Origin of the sequence: Chitinimonas viridis, from assembly GCF_030409555.1 — a bacterium.
GTDB lineage: Bacteria > Pseudomonadota > Gammaproteobacteria > Burkholderiales > Chitinimonadaceae > Chitinimonas > Chitinimonas viridis.
Genome location: NZ_JAUFPU010000004.1, coordinates 513,473 through 529,267 on the forward strand (window position 1 = coordinate 513,473; position 15,795 = coordinate 529,267).

Genomic DNA, 15,795 nt, shown 5'->3' on the forward strand with positions numbered 1-15,795 from the left:
GACTATCCCAAGACACTGTATATCAGGGCACCATGAGCTACCTTACCCTGCGCCATCTCCATATTACGGCGGCCCTCCTTAGTGTGGGTCTGTTCATGCTGCGCGGCGGCCTGGCCCTGGCCGGGCACAATTGGCGCCAAGTGCCTACGTTGCGCTGGCTGCCCCATGTCAATGATACCGTGTTGCTGTCGGCCGCCATCAGCCTTGCCTGGCTGAGCGGCCAGTACCCGTTCCAGCAACACTGGCTGACGGCCAAAGTGATCGCCCTGCTGGCTTACATCGCCACCGGCAAGCTGGCGCTGCAGCCTGAGTTGAATACAAACCGCAGGGCGTGCTGGCTGCTGGCAGCGCTGGCCTGTGTGGCGTATATCCTGGCCGTTGCCCGCACACGCAGCCCGTGGCTGGGACTGGCCTGAGAACCCGTCATCTGAATATTTTGGCCGCTTATCCACCCGTCACCGGCGGAAAAATCGCCACTTCGGCTCCAGACGGTATGGGTGTGCCCTGGTTGGCAAGCTCCTGATTGACTGCCACCCGGAACACTTTATCGACCGCCAGCTCGACCGCCCAGGCGCCGCCACGGCTGCGCAGGTGTGCCAGCAGGCCAGCCACATCCCATGGCGTAGCCGACGCGTCCAGATACTCGCTCTCGCAGCCCAATACCTCGCGCAAACGGGCAAAGTACAGTAGTTGTATGGTCATGATGGGGTCATCAGGCGTAAGAGCCTGTTCAAAGTCTTTTCACCGCGTCGTTCGCAACCTTGCCGGATGAAGGGCAAGGCGCAAGCCGCGCAGCGGTACGGGTACCGTAAGCGGCTTGCAACGCTGCCATTCGCCGGCAAGGCTGCGAACCCGAAGGGCTGATCTGGAAAACGGCCATTCACTGCGTTGTGGCGCTTGGCAATAACTTGTTATTGCCTGCGCACCACGCCTTGTGCCTGGCCGTTTTCCAGACCAGCGACGCGGCGAAAAGACTTTGAACAGGCTCTAAGCCAATTCAAACAGGTGGTGACAACGCACGCGCATGCCCGCAGCCAGCCGGGTACGCTCAGGGATTTCCAGCAATACATCCGCCTCTGCCAGCGAAGCCAGCGCCGCCGACCCTTGTTGCTCATAGGCCTGCACACAACGCTGTCCTTCCTGCTCCAGCAGCCTGGCACGCAGGAATTGCCGGCGTAACGCCATGTTTTCCACTGACTCCGCCAGGGGCAGGTAGCAGGGCAAACGGCTACGCATGTTCTCGCCGCAGGCCCGCTGTATAAAAGGGCGGGCCAGCAGCAGAAAGGTGATGGCCGCCGCCACCGGGTTGCCTGGCAGCCCCAGAAACGGCTTACCCTGGACATGCCCGAAGGCAAATGGCTTGCCGGGCTTGATGGCGACCTGCCAATGACTGATGGCGCCCAATGCCTCCACTGCCGTACGCACATGGTCTGCCTCACCGACAGACGCACCGCCCGAACTGACTAGGATGTCGCACTGGCCGGCTGCAGCCTGCAGCCGCTCCCTGGTTACTTCCAGGTCATCAGGCACCCAGCCGAGATCAAGCACCTCGGCACCGGCTCTGGCGGCAAGCGCTAGCAGCTGCGGGCGGTTAGCATCGTATATCTGGCCTGGCGCCAAGGGCTGGCCCAGCGCCTGCAACTCGCTACCCGTAGACAGTACGCCGATCACCGGTCGGCGATACACCTCCAGCGCCGCATGTCCCTGCGTGGCCAGCAGCCCCACCTGCAATGGACGTAGGCGTTCGCCGCGATACAGCAGCACGCTACCGGCGCTCAGCTCACTGCCCCGCAGGCGCATGTGTGCGCCATAGCACAGCGGCGAGGCCAGGTGCACTTGGTCTCCTTCCACCTTCACCTGCTCCTGGGGCACCACCCCCTGGCAGCCCAAGGGCAATGGCGCCCCCGTAAGCACCCGCACCGACTCGCCGGCGGCGATCTGCAGCCGTTCGCCAGCTCCCGCCGCTGCATACCCCACCAGGCGGAACGGCCCCAGAGGTTGCTCGGGGCGCATGGCAATGGCGTAGCCATCCATGGCGCTATTGTCAAAGTCCGGCAATTCATGCGTGGCCTTGATGGTCTGAGTGCTGACGCGACCAGCCGCCAGATGCAGGGGCACCTGCTCCGTACCTGGGGTCGCTACCGGATGGCTGGCCAGGAAGTGTTGTATGTCCTCTAGGCTATGCATGTGATTGCAGGCTTTCCAGAATGAACGCCGCGATGAAGGCGGGCTGATTGAGATCGAGCACGGGCAAGGTAGTGTCTATGGCCTGATCACTGGCAACTGCCAATAGCTCAGGCAGCTCCGGGTAAAGGGGCGCCAGTCCCAGTGCCGGCCGGTACACTTCCAACCGCGGTATGGCAAACCGCTTGTATCCCTCGACCAGGGTCAGGTCAGCAGGGGCCAGCCGCGCCAGTTGCGCATCCAGGCCCGGCTCCGGCGCATCATGCAGCTCATGGAAAATGGCGAAGCGATAGGGCGTAGCCAGTAGCACCTCGGCAGCGCCGGCTGAACGGAATCGTGCGCTGTCCTTGCTGGGCGGCTCCAGTTGCACATCGTGGTGGCTGTGCTTGATGACATTGACGCGCAAGCCCTGTGCCGCGAAGCACGGCAGCAGGGCTTCGATCAGGCTGGTCTTGCCGCTGCCAGAGCGGCCTATCAGGCCAAATACCCGACTCATGCATCCTCCGGAACCAGTGGGCACACCAGCGGCAGAAAGGCATCGGCACGCGGTGAGTAGGCCAGCAACGCGCCTGCATCCAGATCGAAGTACCAGCCATGCAAGGTGATGTCGCCCTGGGCCAGCCGTTGCTGCACCCAAGGGAAGGATTCAAGATTCCGTAGCGAAACCAGGATGGCCGCCAATTCGCACGCCCGCTGCCGTTCGGCCGCTGTGGCCATGGGTAGCTGCTGCGCCACCCTGGCCCTGGCCGGCTCGGCAATACGCACCCAGCGGCCGATGAAGTCGGTCTCGCCATCAACCGGGAAACGCTGCTCCACCAGGGCGCGGATGCCGCCGCATTGGGCGTGGCCCAGGATGATGATGCGTGCCACCCGCAGTTGATCTACAGCGAACTGAATGGCGGCTGCCACCCCCTGGTGGCTCAGGCCATGGTTGCAGGGCGGCACCAGATTGGCGACATTGCGTACGGTAAAGATATCGCCGGGATCGCACCCTAGCAGCAAGGCAGGATCGACCCGGGAGTCGCAGCAGCCTATCAGCAGTGTATTGGGGTGCTGACCCTCGCGCAGATCGCGGTACAGGGCTGGCGTCTGTTCGAAGTAGTGCAGCTGAAAGCGCTGAAAACCATCAATGAAGCGTTCAAGGTCATGCATCTCAGCCCCCAGTCTGGGACATGAAACGAACAATTTTGGTGGGCTGGGTAGTGAACTCATGCCGCTCTGGCTTGGCCGCGATGGCTGCCACGATGGCGGCACTCAGCTCCGCATCACTGGCACCTGCACGCAACTGCTGCCCCAGCGCCACCTTGTCTTCCTGGCCCAGGCAAAGATACAGGGTGCCATCCACCCCAAGCCGGACGCGGTTACATGCGGCGCAAAAATGCTGCGACATGGGCGTGATGACACCCAGGCTCATCTCACCATCGGCAGTCGTCCAGTAACGCGCAGGCCCAGCCCCCTGGCCTTTTACCTCGGGTATCAAGCCAAAGCGCTCAGCCAGCCGCAGCCCCAACGCCGTCAGATCGACCACGCCAGTCTGCCTGCCGGTGTCGCCTATGGGCATGGCTTCGATCAGGCGCAGGATAAAACCGTGCTCAATGGAGAAATCCACCATGCGCTCCACTTCGGCTTCATTCACCCCCGCCTGCACCACCATATTGAGCTTGATCGGTGCAAAGCCGGCCGCCTTGGCCACAGACAGGCCCTGCAGCACATCAACCAGGCAGTCGCGCCCGGTTATCCTGGCAAAACAGCTTTCATCCAGGGTATCGAGGCTGATATTCAGGCGCCGCACACCTGCCGCACGCAAGGCGGTTGCATGCTGGGCCAGCTGGGTACCGTTGCTGGACAGTGATAGATCCTGCAGACCGGGCAGGCCGGCTATCTGCCCCGCCAGGGTGGCAATCCCGCGACGCAGCAAGGGCTCGCCACCGGTCAATCTCACCTTGCGTACGCCCAGTTGCACGAACAGGCCAACCAGTCGGCTCATTTCCTGGTGAGTCAGCCAGTTGGCAGGCTCCTCAAAGCCTTTAAAGCCCTTGGGCAGGCAGTAGGTACAGCGCAGATCGCACCGATCGGTCACCGATACACGCAGGTAGTCGATGCGGCGATGGTAGGGGTCGATCAATACGGGTGCGGCAGTGGGAGTAATCATGGCAACAGCCCGAGGGAGTCTGGCCACCATTGTGCGCAGCCTGCGGCGGCATCGCTATTCGCTGTAGGGACTAGTCATTCTGGCGAAGCGCTCCTGCACGGAAAAAACCCGGCAGCGCGGCCGGGTAGAGGTAGCCGCAGGCAGAACCGACCGGTGGCGCGCACACCAGCCGGCTGGCAAGCCAGCCTAGCCTTGAGGCGCCCATCAATACAGGCGTTGAGGTTCGCCTTGGCGGTCAAATGCCAGCAGCTGCTGCACCCTGCCTTGTTTGATCGCTTCTATCATGCGATTCAGATGGGGTTCGGCCTCAGCGCTGCCCGGCGCCTTGCCGCCACGACCAGCCAGGCTGGCAGCAAACAGCAGCTGCCACGATGGCCCCATCTGTTCAGACTCGGTACGCAACTGGACAAAGTCGCCGATTTCCTCAGGCAGCTTGTCGACACACATCAAGGGCGCCAGCGTACCGCCCTGCCCCGCGTCAAAGCGGGCGCGCTCCTCCAGACTGGCCTGCTCTGGCAACTCGGCCCTGGCAAAGACAAACAGCAAGCGTTGCGGTTGATCTTGCTGCTTGGCAGCAAGGAGAAAATCCGAAAACGAGTTGATGGGCAAGGACATATCGATTTCCTGGGTGGCGTGATCTTCACGGCGTTCATTGCACCAGCGGGCTGTCGGCGCCTTCCAGCGCAATGCCTTCTATCCGGGCGCGGCCGACCAGCAGTTGCAGGTATTGGCGCCAGGCGGCGTCCTGGCTGGCAGTATGCAGGGCGGCGGCAATCTGCTCGGCAACCTGCTCATAGGGCAGCAGACGGCCTTCTACCCGTCGCGCCACCCGCACGATATGCAAGCCAAAGCGGGTTTCCAGCAGGCGCGGCAGGATGCTGCCCGGCGACATGGCAAACACGACACGCTCGAATTCCGGCACCGTATCGCCACGGCTCAGTTGCCCGAGGTTGCCGCCTACCTCGCCTGAGGGGCAGTTGGACAAGGTACGGGCACGCTCGGCAAACAAAGCCGGTTCAGCCAGCAACTCAGCCAGTGTCTGCTCCCCCAGGCCGCGCAATGCCTCCAGCGGCACCCTGGGTGTGACTTGAAAGAGGATATGGTCGACCTCGACCAGCTCACCCACGGTAAAGCGCTGGGGGTATTGCTGGTAGTGACGGCGACAACTGGCCTCGTCCGGCGTAGGCACTTGCACCTCACTTGCCAACAGTGCATCGATGGCAGCCTCCTCATCGGCAGATGGCAAACCCAGCCGCCTGGCTTCATCCAGCAGCACCCGCCGCAGCACCAGTGCCGTCATGGCGCGCTGCATGGGGTTGGGGGCATCGCCGTGCAGCGGCAGTTCCTGTTCCATATCGGCGTCACTCAGTTCTACGCCATTCACCACAACAGCCATATTGGCCTCCTGGTACGGTAAGGCGCCCGGCCGGGCCGAGCGCAAGCTAAGAACCTGTTCTAAGGCGATCAGCGTGGGCGAACCAGCTGCCAAGCACGGCCCAGGTAGGTCACCGAGGCAAAGCCACTCCAGACATGCACCAGCCGGGTGAAGGGGAAGATGACAAACAAGGTCATGCCCATGAACAGATGCAGCTTGAACAAGAGATGGGCACCGACGATAAAGGCAGCGGCGTCGCCCTTGAAGGTCACAATGTGCTGCGCCCAGGCCATCAGCAAGACCATCTCATGGCCATCCATATGCTGGGCCGAGACGAAGATGGTGGACAAACCCAGCAGCAAGGTGACCAGTATCCAGAGCAGCAACACCTTGTCGCCAGGCTTGGTGACGGCACGGATGCGCGGATCGCTCAGGCGGCGATGCAACAGTATGAGCAGGCCCAACAGGCACAGGCCACCCATGACACCCCCGGCCGCCATGGCGAATGCCTGCTTGAAGCCATGCGTTACCCCCAGTGCGTCCCACACCGCTACCGGTGTCAGCAGGCCGACCAGATGGCCAAAGAACAGCCCAATGATGCCCAGGTGAAACAGGATATTGCCCAGTCGCAGATTGCCACGATGCAGCACTTGTGAGCTGTCGCTCTTCCAGGTGTATTGCTCTCGCTCGAAGCGGGCCAGGCTACCCAGGATAAAGATGGCGAAAGCAATGTAAGGGTAGATGCCGAATACGAATTGGTGCAGGTAGCTCATGATGGTGCTCCCGGTGGATTCAATGTGCGCTTGCCGCGCGCGGGTAGAACTGCACGGTGTGGGTGCCGCTCAACGTGGGCTTGAGTAGTGGCTCGACACCATCTACGCCCGGACCAAAGGTTTCCATGGCCTCGTCCATGTCCCGCACCGGCGGGTCGGTCTGCTCCAGCGGCACCACGGCCGTCAGGGTGCACAGCACCGCAAAGACAGCGGCATAGGGGCTTTCGTTGCGACCCAGGCGGCGGCCTATGGCGGCCAGCACATGTATCGCATCACCCAGCAGGGCTTCTGCCTGCGCTGGGCTCACCAGGCTCAGATACTCAAGAAACAGCGGCACATGGTCGGGCAGTTCAGCCGCATCGGGCTCAAAGCCGTGCTGCTGATACTCGTGCAGCAGATCGACCATGGCCTGACCACGATCGCGGCTTTCGCCATGCACATGCTCAAACAGGTGCAGTGAGTGAGCAGGGTTGCGGTCAAAGGTGGCGACATAGTTCTCCTGCAACGCGATCAGATCATGCTGCTTGAGGAAATCCGTCAGCTCGGCAAGTGCTTCCTGGGCATCGGGATACGCATCCAGTGCGTCGTCGATTTCCATCAGGGCGTCGATAAGGTCCGGCTCAGGGTAAGTAAGCAGGGCGGAAAGAATGCGGTATAGGCTCATGGTGTACTCCTGAAACGCGGGGGATGGTGTCGCAGCACAACGTCCCGGAAGGCTGCGACGCCTCCCCTGTCGTTTACTCCTCCGTTGTCACAGGCTTCTTGCGCGACTTGGGCATCTCGACAAAGATCACGCTACCCTGCGGCTTCTTGCCAAACAGCGAGCCTTCCGAGGTACCACCAGAGCAGCCATTGCCGAAAGTAAAGCCACAGCTACCTTTGTCGTTGAAGCTATCCTCGACCATTTCCTTGTGGCTGGTCGGAATCACGAAGCGATCCTCGTAGTTGGCGATGGCCATGATCTGATACATATCCTCCACCGTGGCCGCATCCAGCCCCACTTGCTGCAACAGGCTGACCTCCTGCTTGCCATGCACCACCTCGCCACGCTTGTAGGCACGCATGGCGATCATGCGGTCAAGCGCCGTCACAATGGGTTTTTCCTTGCCCGCCGTCAGCAGATTGGCCAGGTAACGCACCGGTATGCGCAAGCTCTTCACGTCAGGAATGATGCTGTCGCCCAGGGTCTTGTGCGGCATCCGGCCGGCCTCTGCCGCGCTTTGTATGGGCGACAGCGGTGGGATGTACCAGACCATGGGCAGCGTGCGGTACTCGGGATGCAGGGGAAAGGCCACTTTCCATTCGCAGGCCATCTTGTAAACCGGCGATTTGCGGGCCGCTTCCAACCAGCTTTCCGGTATACCCTGCTTGCGGGCTTCGGCAATCACGGCGGGCGAGTGGGGATCCAGGAAGACCTTGAGCTGCTCCTCGTACAGATCCTGCTCATTGGGGGTGGAGGCAGCCTGTTCAATCAGATCGGCGTCGTACAGCAGCACACCCAGATAGCGGATGCGGCCTACGCAGGTTTCCGAGCAGACTGTGGGCTGGCCAGCCTCGATCCGGGGGAAGCAGAAGGTACACTTCTCTGCCTTGCCACTCTGCCAGTTGTAATAGATCTTCTTGTACGGACAGCCCGAGATGCACATGCGCCAGCCGCGGCACTTGTCCTGATCCACCAGCACGATGCCATCATCCTCACGCTTGTAGATCGAGCCGGACGGACACGATGCCACACAGGTGGGATTCAGGCAGTGCTCGCACAAGCGCGGCAGGTACATCATGAAGGTGCTCTCGAAAGTCGAGTACATCTCCTTCTGCAGGCCTTCGAACAACTGGTCCCTGGAGCGCGAGCTGAATTCGCCGCCCAGGTCATCCTCCCAGTTCGGCCCCCACTGTATCTTGTCCATCTTCTTGCCGGTGATGACAGACACCGGCCTCGCGGTCGGAGGCGTCTGGCTCAGTGGGGCTTTTTGAAGGTGCTCGTAGTCATAGGTGAAGGGCTCGTAGTAGTCATCTATCGCCGGCAGATTGGGGTTGGCAAACAGATTGGCCAAGATCTTGAGCTTGCCGCCCTGGCGAGGTTCCAGCTTGCCTGCGGTATTGCGCTTCCAGCCGCCATTCCATTTGGCCTGGTTTTCCCATTCCTTGGGATAGCCGATGCCAGGCTTGGTTTCCACATTGTTGAACCAGGCGTATTCCACCCCGTCGCGACTGGTCCAGACGTTCTTGCAGGTGACGGAGCAGGTATGGCACCCGATACATTTATCGAGATTCAACACCATGCCGACTTGGGCGCGGATTTTCATTTGGCGACTCCTTCTTCGTCCTCGACGCGCGGCCCTTCCAGCCACTCCACTTTCTTCATCTTGCGCAGCACGACAAACTCATCGCGATTGCTACCTACCGTGCCGTAGTAGTTGAAGCCATAAGCCTGCTGGGCATAGCCACCTATCATGTGGGTGGGCTTGAGCACCGTACGAGTAACCGAGTTATGGATACCACCACGCTTGCCGCTGGTTTCCGCGCCGGGCACGTTCACGATCTTTTCCTGAGCGTGGTACATCAGGCACATGCCCTGCGGTACGCGCTGGCTCACCACCACGCGGGCGGTCAGGGTGCCGTTGACGTTGAAGACTTCCACCCAGTCGTTGTCGACGATGCCAGCCTGCTTGGCTTCGGCCTCCGATATCCAGACGTGCGGGCCGCCACGGCTTAGCGTCAGCATGCGCAGATTGTCCGAATAGGTGCTGTGTATGCCCCACTTCTGATGTGGCGTAATCCAGTTCAGCACCAGTTCATGCTCACCATTCGAATGGCGTCCCAGCATGGGCTTGACGGTCTTGGTGTCGATGGCCGGCTTGTATACGCACGAGCCCTCACCGAAATCCAGCATCCAGCGGTGATCCTGATAGAACTGCTGCCGGCCCGTCAGCGTGCGCCAGGGAATCAGCTCATGCACATTGGTGTAGCCTGCGTTGTAGCTGACCTCTTCGCTCTCCAGCCCCGACCAGGTCGGCGCCGAGATGATCTTGCGCGGCTGCGCCTGCACATCACGGAACCGGATCTTGTCGTGTTCGCGACCGACTGCCAGGTGGGTATGGTCTCGACCAGTGATCTTGCTCAGAGCGTCCCAGGCCTTGACCGATACATGACCATTGGTCTCAGGCGCAAAGGTCAGGATCATCTCGGCTGCATCGATCGCGCTATCCAGCCGTGGCCGCCCCTGGCTCACGCCCGGCTCGGTCACGGTCTTGGTCAGGCCGGCAATCTCATGCACTTCGTGCTTGGTATCCCAGTTGATGCCTTTGCCGCCATTGCCCAGCTTGTCGAGCAAGGGGCCGATGGAGGTGAACTTCTTGTAGATATCGGCGTAGTTGCGTTCCACCACGGTCATATTGGGCGCTGTCTTGCCCGGTATCAGGTCACACTCACCATGCTTCCAGTCCTTGGGCTCCAGCGGCTGGCCCAGTTCGCCCGGGGTGTCATGCATCAGCGGCGTCAGTACGATGTCCTTGCGCGTGCCGAGATACGGCCCGCCGATGTCACTGAACTTCTTGGCCAGCAGCTTGTAGATTTCCCAGTCGGTCTTGCTCTCCCATAGCGGCTGTACGGCCTCGCTGAGAGGGTGGATGAAGGGGTGCATGTCCGAGGTATTGAGGTCGTCCTTTTCATACCAGGTAGCGGTAGGCAGCACGATGTCGCCATACAGGCAGGTGGTACTCATGCGGAAGTCCAGCACGGTCAGCAGATCCAGCTTGCCCTCGGCAGCCTGCTCGTGGAACTTCACCTCGGACGGCCGGATGGCGTCGGCCTCGTCGGCGAACAGGGCGTTCTGGGTACCCAGCAGGTACTTGAGGAAATACTCATGGCCCTTGCCGCTGGAGCCAAGAATATTGGAGCGCCAGACAAACATATTGCGGGGGAAGTTAGCCGGATTGTCAGGGTCTTCACAACTCATGTGCAAACTGCCCGACTTGAGCTGTGCGGCGGCATAGGCCACCGGATCTTGGCCGGCTGCTTCGGCCGCAGCCACCACGTCCAGCGGATTGGTTTGCAGTTGCGGCGTCGAAGGCAACCAGCCCATGCGCTCGGACTTGGCGTTCAGGTCTATCATGCTCATGCGGCCATACTTGGCACGGTCTGCCGTGGGGGCGAGTATCTCGTCCACGTGCAGCTTTTCGTGGCGCCACTGGCTGGTGTGGGCATAGAAGAAGCTTGTGCCATTCATCTGCCGCGGTGGGCGCTGCCAGTCGCTGGCGAAAGCCAGCGGGGCCCAGCCAAACTGGGGCCGCAGTTTTTCCTGGCCCACATAGTGGGCCCAGCCACCACCGCTCTGGCCCACGCAGCCACACATCATCAGCATATTGATGATGCCGCGATAGGTCATGTCCATGTGGTACCAGTGGTTCAGCGCTGCGCCGACGATGACCATGCTCTTGCCATGGGTGTCGTGGGCATTCTGGGCGAATTCGCGTGCAACCTGGATCACCAGTTCGCGCCGCACTGTGGTGTGTTTCTCTTGCCAGGCCGGGGTATAGGGCACGTCATCATCAAAGCTGGCAGCGACATTGCCGCCACCCAGGCCACGGTCTACGCCGTAATTGGCCATTTGCAGGTCATACACAGTTGCCACAGACACGGTTGTGCCATCGGCCAGGGCGATACGCTTGATCGGTACGTTGCGCACCAGCAGCTCATCGTGCTCGCCGCCAAAATAGGGGAAGCCCACGCCTGCAACGTCATCGCGCTGATCAATCAGGCTGAGCAGCGGATCGACCTCGCGGCCGCTACCGCCATCCTTCTGTTCCAGATTCCAGCGGCCCACCTTTTCGCCATCATTGACCTTGCCCTCGCCCCAGCGGAAACCGATGGTGCCGTTAGGCACCACGACATCGCCGCTACGGGCATCAATCTGCAGCGTTTTCCACTCCGGATTGTTTGCCTCGCCATGATTGCCCGCCAGGTGGGCTGCACGCAGGAAGTGATCGGGCACCAGGCAACCGTTGCGCTCCTTCAGCATCACCAGCATGGGCATGTCGGTGTACTGTTTGGCATAGCTGCTGAAGTAGTCTGACTTGCCTGTCAGGTGAAACTCCTTGAGGATCACATGCCCCATGGCCATGGCCAGGGCGGCATCGGTACCCTGCTTGGGCGCCAGCCAGATGTCGCCAAATTTCACCATCTCGCCAAAGTCGCTCGACACGGCCACGGTCTTGGTGCCCTTGTAGCGAACCTCGGTGTAGAAATGAGCGTCCGGGGTACGTGTCATGGGCACATTGGAGCCCCAAACCATCAGGTAGGTCGAGTTGTACCAGTCGGCCGACTCAGGCACATCGGTCTGCTCACCCCAGATCTGTGGGCTGGCCGGTGGCAAATCACAGTACCAGTCGTAGAAACTCAGGCAGGCGCCGCCAAGCAGGCTCAGGTAGCGGGCACCGGCAGCGTAGGACACCATGGACATGGCCGGAATCGGCGAGAAGCCCACGATGCGATCAGGCCCGTATTTCTTGATGGTCAGTGCATTGGCGGCCGCAATGATCTCGGTGGCCGTATCCCAGTCGGCCCGTACAAAGCCCCCCTGCCCGCGCACACTCTTGTAGCGCTTGGCTTTCTCTGGGTTCTGACTGATGGATTCCCAGGCAGCGATCGGATCCATGGTCTTGCGGGCTTCGCGCCACATCTCGATCAGGCGGCCACGTATCATCGGGTACTTCACCCGCTGCGCCGAATATACATACCAGCTGTATGAGGCACCGCGAGGGCAGCCGCGGGGCTCATGATTCGGCAGGTCTGGGCGGGTACGCGGGTAATCAGTTTGCTGGGTTTCCCAGGTGATCAGACCGTTCTTGACGTATACCTTCCAGCTGCAGGAGCCGGTGCAGTTCACACCGTGGGTGGAGCGCACGATCTTGTCGTGCTGCCAACGGCTGCGGTAGCCGTCTTCCCATTTGCGATCCTCATCCACCACCGCGCCATGACCGTCCGAGAAAGTGGACTTCACGCGCGACATGAATTTCAGTCGATCCAGAAAGTGACTCATTATTGCTCTCCATGACGGTCACCCTGAAGGTGGCCCGGGCTGCGATTGGGATAGTGCCACTGTAGGTTTTTGCGCCTGCGCTTCCCATTCACCGGAGGGAGGGGGTAAGGCAGCGCAGTGGGACTAGTCCGCATAGGCCATATGGACTAGTCCCACATGGCCACAAATAAAAAAGCGCCCATAAGGGCGCTAGGGGATCAGCAAGGCATGAGCGCCTGCTTGCGTGCGTAATACCACCAGGTGATGGCCATGCAGCTCAGGTAGAAAGCGATAAAGCAGAATAGCGCGCCATCCACCCCGCCGGTCAGGTCTATCGACGTGCCGAAGCTCTTGGGAATGAAGAAGCCGCCATACGCCCCTATGGCGCCGGAAAAGCCCAGTACGGCAGCCGCCTCTTTGCTGGCATCCACTACCGCCTGTTTTTCGGCTTTCTCGCCACGCCCCTTGGCTTCGCGCTGACGCTCAGTCAGGAAGATCACCGGAATCATGCGGAAGGTAGAGCCGTTGCCTATGCCGGTAAGGGCAAACAACAGGATGAACATGGCCAGGAAGCCATAGAAGTCGCCCCCCTGCCCGCCTTGTGGCAGGTAATGCAGCACCCCGAAGACGGCCGCAATCATGCCGGCGAAGGTCCACAGTGTGACGCGCGCACCGCCCAGCTTGTCAGACACCCAACCACCCAGGGGCCGCGCCAAGGCGCCCACCAGAGGGCCGAGAAAGGCGTAGGCCGTGGGGTTGATGCCAGGAAACTGGGACTTGGTCAGCATGGCAAGGCCTGCAGAGAAGCCGATGAAGGAACCAAAGGTGCCCACATAGAGCCAGCACATCAGCCAGTTATGCTTGCGCTTGAAGATCACAGCCTGATCGGCAAACGACGCCTTGGCATCGGCAATGTCATTCATGCCAAACCAGGCGGCCAGGCTGGCAGCGATGATAAAAGGCACCCAGACAAAGCCGGCATTCTGCAACCAGATGCTTTTTTCCACGCCATCCTTCACATACTGCTGCGGCTCGCCACCCATCGCTCCCAGCAGGCCCATGGATATCACCACGGGCACCACAAACTGCACCAGCGAGACCCCAAGATTGCCGATCCCGGCATTCAAGCCGGTGGCCAGGCCTTTTTTAGCCTTGGGGAAAAAGAAACTGATGTTGGACATGCTGGAGCTGAAGTTGCCCCCGCCCAGGCCACACAGCAGCGCCAAGATAAGCAAGGTGGGGAAGCTGGTACTGGGGTCGCGCAACGCGAACCCCATGCCCAGTGCCGGTATCAGCAGGCTGGCGGTGGAGATGGCCGTCCATTTGCGCCCGCCAAAGATGGGCACCAGGAAGGAATAGAAAATCCGCAGGGTTGCTCCAGACAAGGCCGGCAGTGCCGTCAGCCAGAACATCTGGTTCTTGGATAGCTGAAAACCTGCCTTGTCGAGGTTGACCACCACCACACTCCAGAGCATCCAGACACTGAAGGCAAGCATCAGTGCCGGAATGGAGATCCATAAATTGCGATTGGCAATCCGCGCACCGGTTTGCTCCCAGAAGCTGGTATTTTCCGGTTCCCAGCGCTTTAGTACGTGACTGGACATGATAGATATCCTTGATGGAGGAAAAGAGTGAATCCGTAAGCGCTTGCTTTGGAACAGTTATGCCGCACGGGAAGCCAAGGCGCGCTGCCCCTCTGCGACGCTCTCCGGGCGGAAACTGAAGTGCATCCAGACCAGGCTGACGCAGACCGTGCCATACAGCAGCATGAAGGCACTGGAGCGGATGCCGGTCAGATCCAGTAAGGCGCCGAACATGATGGGCAGGATGAATCCGCCCAAGCCGCCAGCGAGACCGACCACGCCAGAAACCGCACCAATATTGGTGGGGAATTCGTCTGATATGAACTTGAATACCGAAGCCTTGCCTATCGCCATGGCGATACCGACCACAAACAGCAGGACGGTAAACAGCGTCGCATTCAGGCCAATATGGAAGGTGCGAGGGCCTTCGACGGTAAGGATGGTGAATTGGGTTTGCGGATAGCTGAGCAGAAAGAAGGCAATCCAGCACACCCACATCACCCACCAGGTGGTCTTGTAGGCACCGTATTTGTCCGACACCCACCCACCAATCGCCCGCAGCACCCCACCAGGCAGAGAAAAACAGGCAGCAAGCAATGCAGCCAGCTTGAGATCAAAGCCGTATTCGCCGATGTAGTACTTGGTCATCCATAGTGCCAAGCCCACGTAACCACCGAATACCACGGAGTAGTACTGGCAATAGCGCCAGACGCGGGGGTCGCGCAGCATCTTCAACTGCTCGCCAAAACTGCCACTTTGCTTGACCAGATGAGCGGGATTGCTGGCCGAGAGAAACCAGAACAGCACGGCTGTCACCAGCATGGCAACAGCGTAAACCTTGGGCACGATCACCCACGCGCCACCCGCCGAGGCAATCAGCGCAGGCGCCACGAATTTGGTCAGGGCCGAACCGGAGTTGCCCGCGCCGAACACGCCCATGGCAAAACCCTGGCGGCTCTTGGGAAACCAGCGCGCGACATAGGGCGTACCCACCGAGAACGAGCCGCCCGCCAGGCCCACAAACAGCGCCAGAACCAGGAATTGCCAGTAGGCAGTTGCATAGCTCATCAGCCAGATGGGAATGACTGTGGACAGCATCAGTATGAACAGCACGATGCGGCCGCCGTAGCGGTCAGTCCAGATGCCCAGCGGCACCCGCACCAATGAGCCCGTCAGCACGGGCATGGCGGCCAACAGGCCAAACTGTGTTTCAGATAAATCCAGCTGCTTCTTGATGGGTATGCCTAGCACGGCAAACATCATCCAGACCGCAAAGCAGATGGTGAAAGCAAACGTACTGGATAGCAGTACCGAGGTAGCCTGGCTGTTGCCGGCTGTAGTGTCCTTAGCCATGATGCTCTCTCACGATCGTCTATATCTCGTGAAAGCCAGCTTAGAGAGGCCAGGCGCTGTCCACCATTCGCCAATAGAACCAGATAGGCCTGGGCAGACTGACTAGTTCGCCTGGGTGATATCTCGTAGCAACCCAAGCAAGTCACGCCCCTGTATCGTGCTCGCTAGCCCGCATCTTTCACCAGTAGTGCCCAAGTCCAAAGCTAACCTAAATTTTTCGCAGGCCTCGTGGTGTGCTGATGCCGCTTGCCGAGATTCGGGCAAATCCGTGACCGCAAGACGCAGCCCCCTACCCCAGCGCTGACAGCGTGCCCAGGGCGCACCCAGGGTGGGCTCAGGATTAGTTGAATCGGGCA

Annotated in this window: 14 protein-coding genes; 1 reads left to right on the top strand and 13 read right to left on the bottom strand. The window is 60.5% G+C overall.

Annotated features, from left to right (window positions below; genetic code table 11):
* The first annotated feature begins 32 nt into the window (after positions 1-32).
* Complete coding sequence (locus QWZ03_RS06530) at positions 33-416, top strand: SirB2 family protein (RefSeq protein WP_290331975.1); 384 nt, start codon at positions 33-35, stop codon at positions 414-416.
* A gap of 28 nt (positions 417-444) precedes the next feature.
* Here the strand turns inward: QWZ03_RS06530 and QWZ03_RS06535 are convergent, their stop codons facing one another.
* The 13 genes from QWZ03_RS06535 to QWZ03_RS06595 form a co-directional block, all read right to left on the bottom strand.
* Positions 445-702: a MoaD/ThiS family protein gene (locus tag QWZ03_RS06535; RefSeq protein ID WP_290331976.1), complete on the bottom strand. Its 258-nt coding sequence runs from the start codon at positions 700-702 to the stop codon at positions 445-447.
* A 285-nt stretch (positions 703-987) separates the two neighbouring features.
* Entirely contained in the window at positions 988-2,187 is a 1,200-nt protein-coding gene (locus tag QWZ03_RS06540) for a molybdopterin molybdotransferase MoeA (RefSeq protein WP_290331977.1), read from the bottom strand.
* Positions 2,180-2,680, bottom strand: a complete 501-nt coding sequence (gene mobB, locus QWZ03_RS06545) for a molybdopterin-guanine dinucleotide biosynthesis protein B (RefSeq protein WP_290331978.1) — start codon at positions 2,678-2,680, stop codon at positions 2,180-2,182. The genes QWZ03_RS06540 and mobB overlap by 8 nt, the downstream gene beginning before the upstream one ends.
* A complete protein-coding gene (locus QWZ03_RS06550; protein ID WP_284197995.1) occupies positions 2,677-3,336 on the bottom strand; it encodes a carbonic anhydrase in 660 nt (219 codons plus the stop codon). The genes mobB and QWZ03_RS06550 overlap by 4 nt, the downstream gene beginning before the upstream one ends.
* A 1-nt stretch (position 3,337) precedes the next feature.
* Positions 3,338-4,336: a GTP 3',8-cyclase MoaA gene (gene moaA, locus QWZ03_RS06555; RefSeq protein WP_290331979.1), complete on the bottom strand. Its 999-nt coding sequence runs from the start codon at positions 4,334-4,336 to the stop codon at positions 3,338-3,340.
* A gap of 204 nt (positions 4,337-4,540) precedes the next feature.
* A complete protein-coding gene (locus QWZ03_RS06560) occupies positions 4,541-4,951 on the bottom strand; it encodes a ribonucleotide reductase subunit alpha (protein ID WP_290331980.1) in 411 nt (136 codons plus the stop codon).
* Positions 4,952-4,985: 34 nt separating this feature from the next.
* Positions 4,986-5,732 carry a peptidylprolyl isomerase gene (locus QWZ03_RS06565; protein WP_290331981.1) on the bottom strand — a complete coding sequence of 249 codons (747 nt, stop codon included), beginning with the start codon at positions 5,730-5,732 and terminating at the stop codon, positions 4,986-4,988.
* A gap of 68 nt (positions 5,733-5,800) precedes the next feature.
* Entirely contained in the window at positions 5,801-6,484 is a 684-nt protein-coding gene (gene narI / locus QWZ03_RS06570; protein WP_290331983.1) for a respiratory nitrate reductase subunit gamma, read from the bottom strand.
* Positions 6,485-6,503: 19 nt separating this feature from the next.
* Positions 6,504-7,148 (bottom strand): nitrate reductase molybdenum cofactor assembly chaperone, encoded by a 645-nt coding sequence (narJ, locus tag QWZ03_RS06575; RefSeq protein WP_284197990.1) that lies wholly within the window; start codon positions 7,146-7,148, stop codon positions 6,504-6,506.
* 73 nt (positions 7,149-7,221) lie between these two features.
* On the bottom strand, positions 7,222-8,790 hold the full coding sequence (gene narH, locus QWZ03_RS06580; protein WP_284197989.1) for a nitrate reductase subunit beta: 1,569 nt from the start codon (positions 8,788-8,790) through the stop codon (positions 7,222-7,224).
* On the bottom strand, positions 8,787-12,524 hold the full coding sequence (locus QWZ03_RS06585; RefSeq protein WP_290331984.1) for a nitrate reductase subunit alpha: 3,738 nt from the start codon (positions 12,522-12,524) through the stop codon (positions 8,787-8,789). Before QWZ03_RS06585 ends, narH begins: the two co-directional genes overlap by 4 nt.
* A 197-nt stretch (positions 12,525-12,721) precedes the next feature.
* Complete coding sequence (locus QWZ03_RS06590) at positions 12,722-14,107, bottom strand: NarK family nitrate/nitrite MFS transporter (RefSeq protein ID WP_290331985.1); 1,386 nt, start codon at positions 14,105-14,107, stop codon at positions 12,722-12,724.
* Between the two features lie 57 nt (positions 14,108-14,164).
* The gene (locus QWZ03_RS06595) at positions 14,165-15,439 is read right to left on the bottom strand and encodes an MFS transporter (protein ID WP_290331986.1); all 1,275 of its coding nucleotides are present in this window, start codon (positions 15,437-15,439) and stop codon (positions 14,165-14,167) included.
* Between the last annotated feature and the right edge of the window lie 356 nt (positions 15,440-15,795).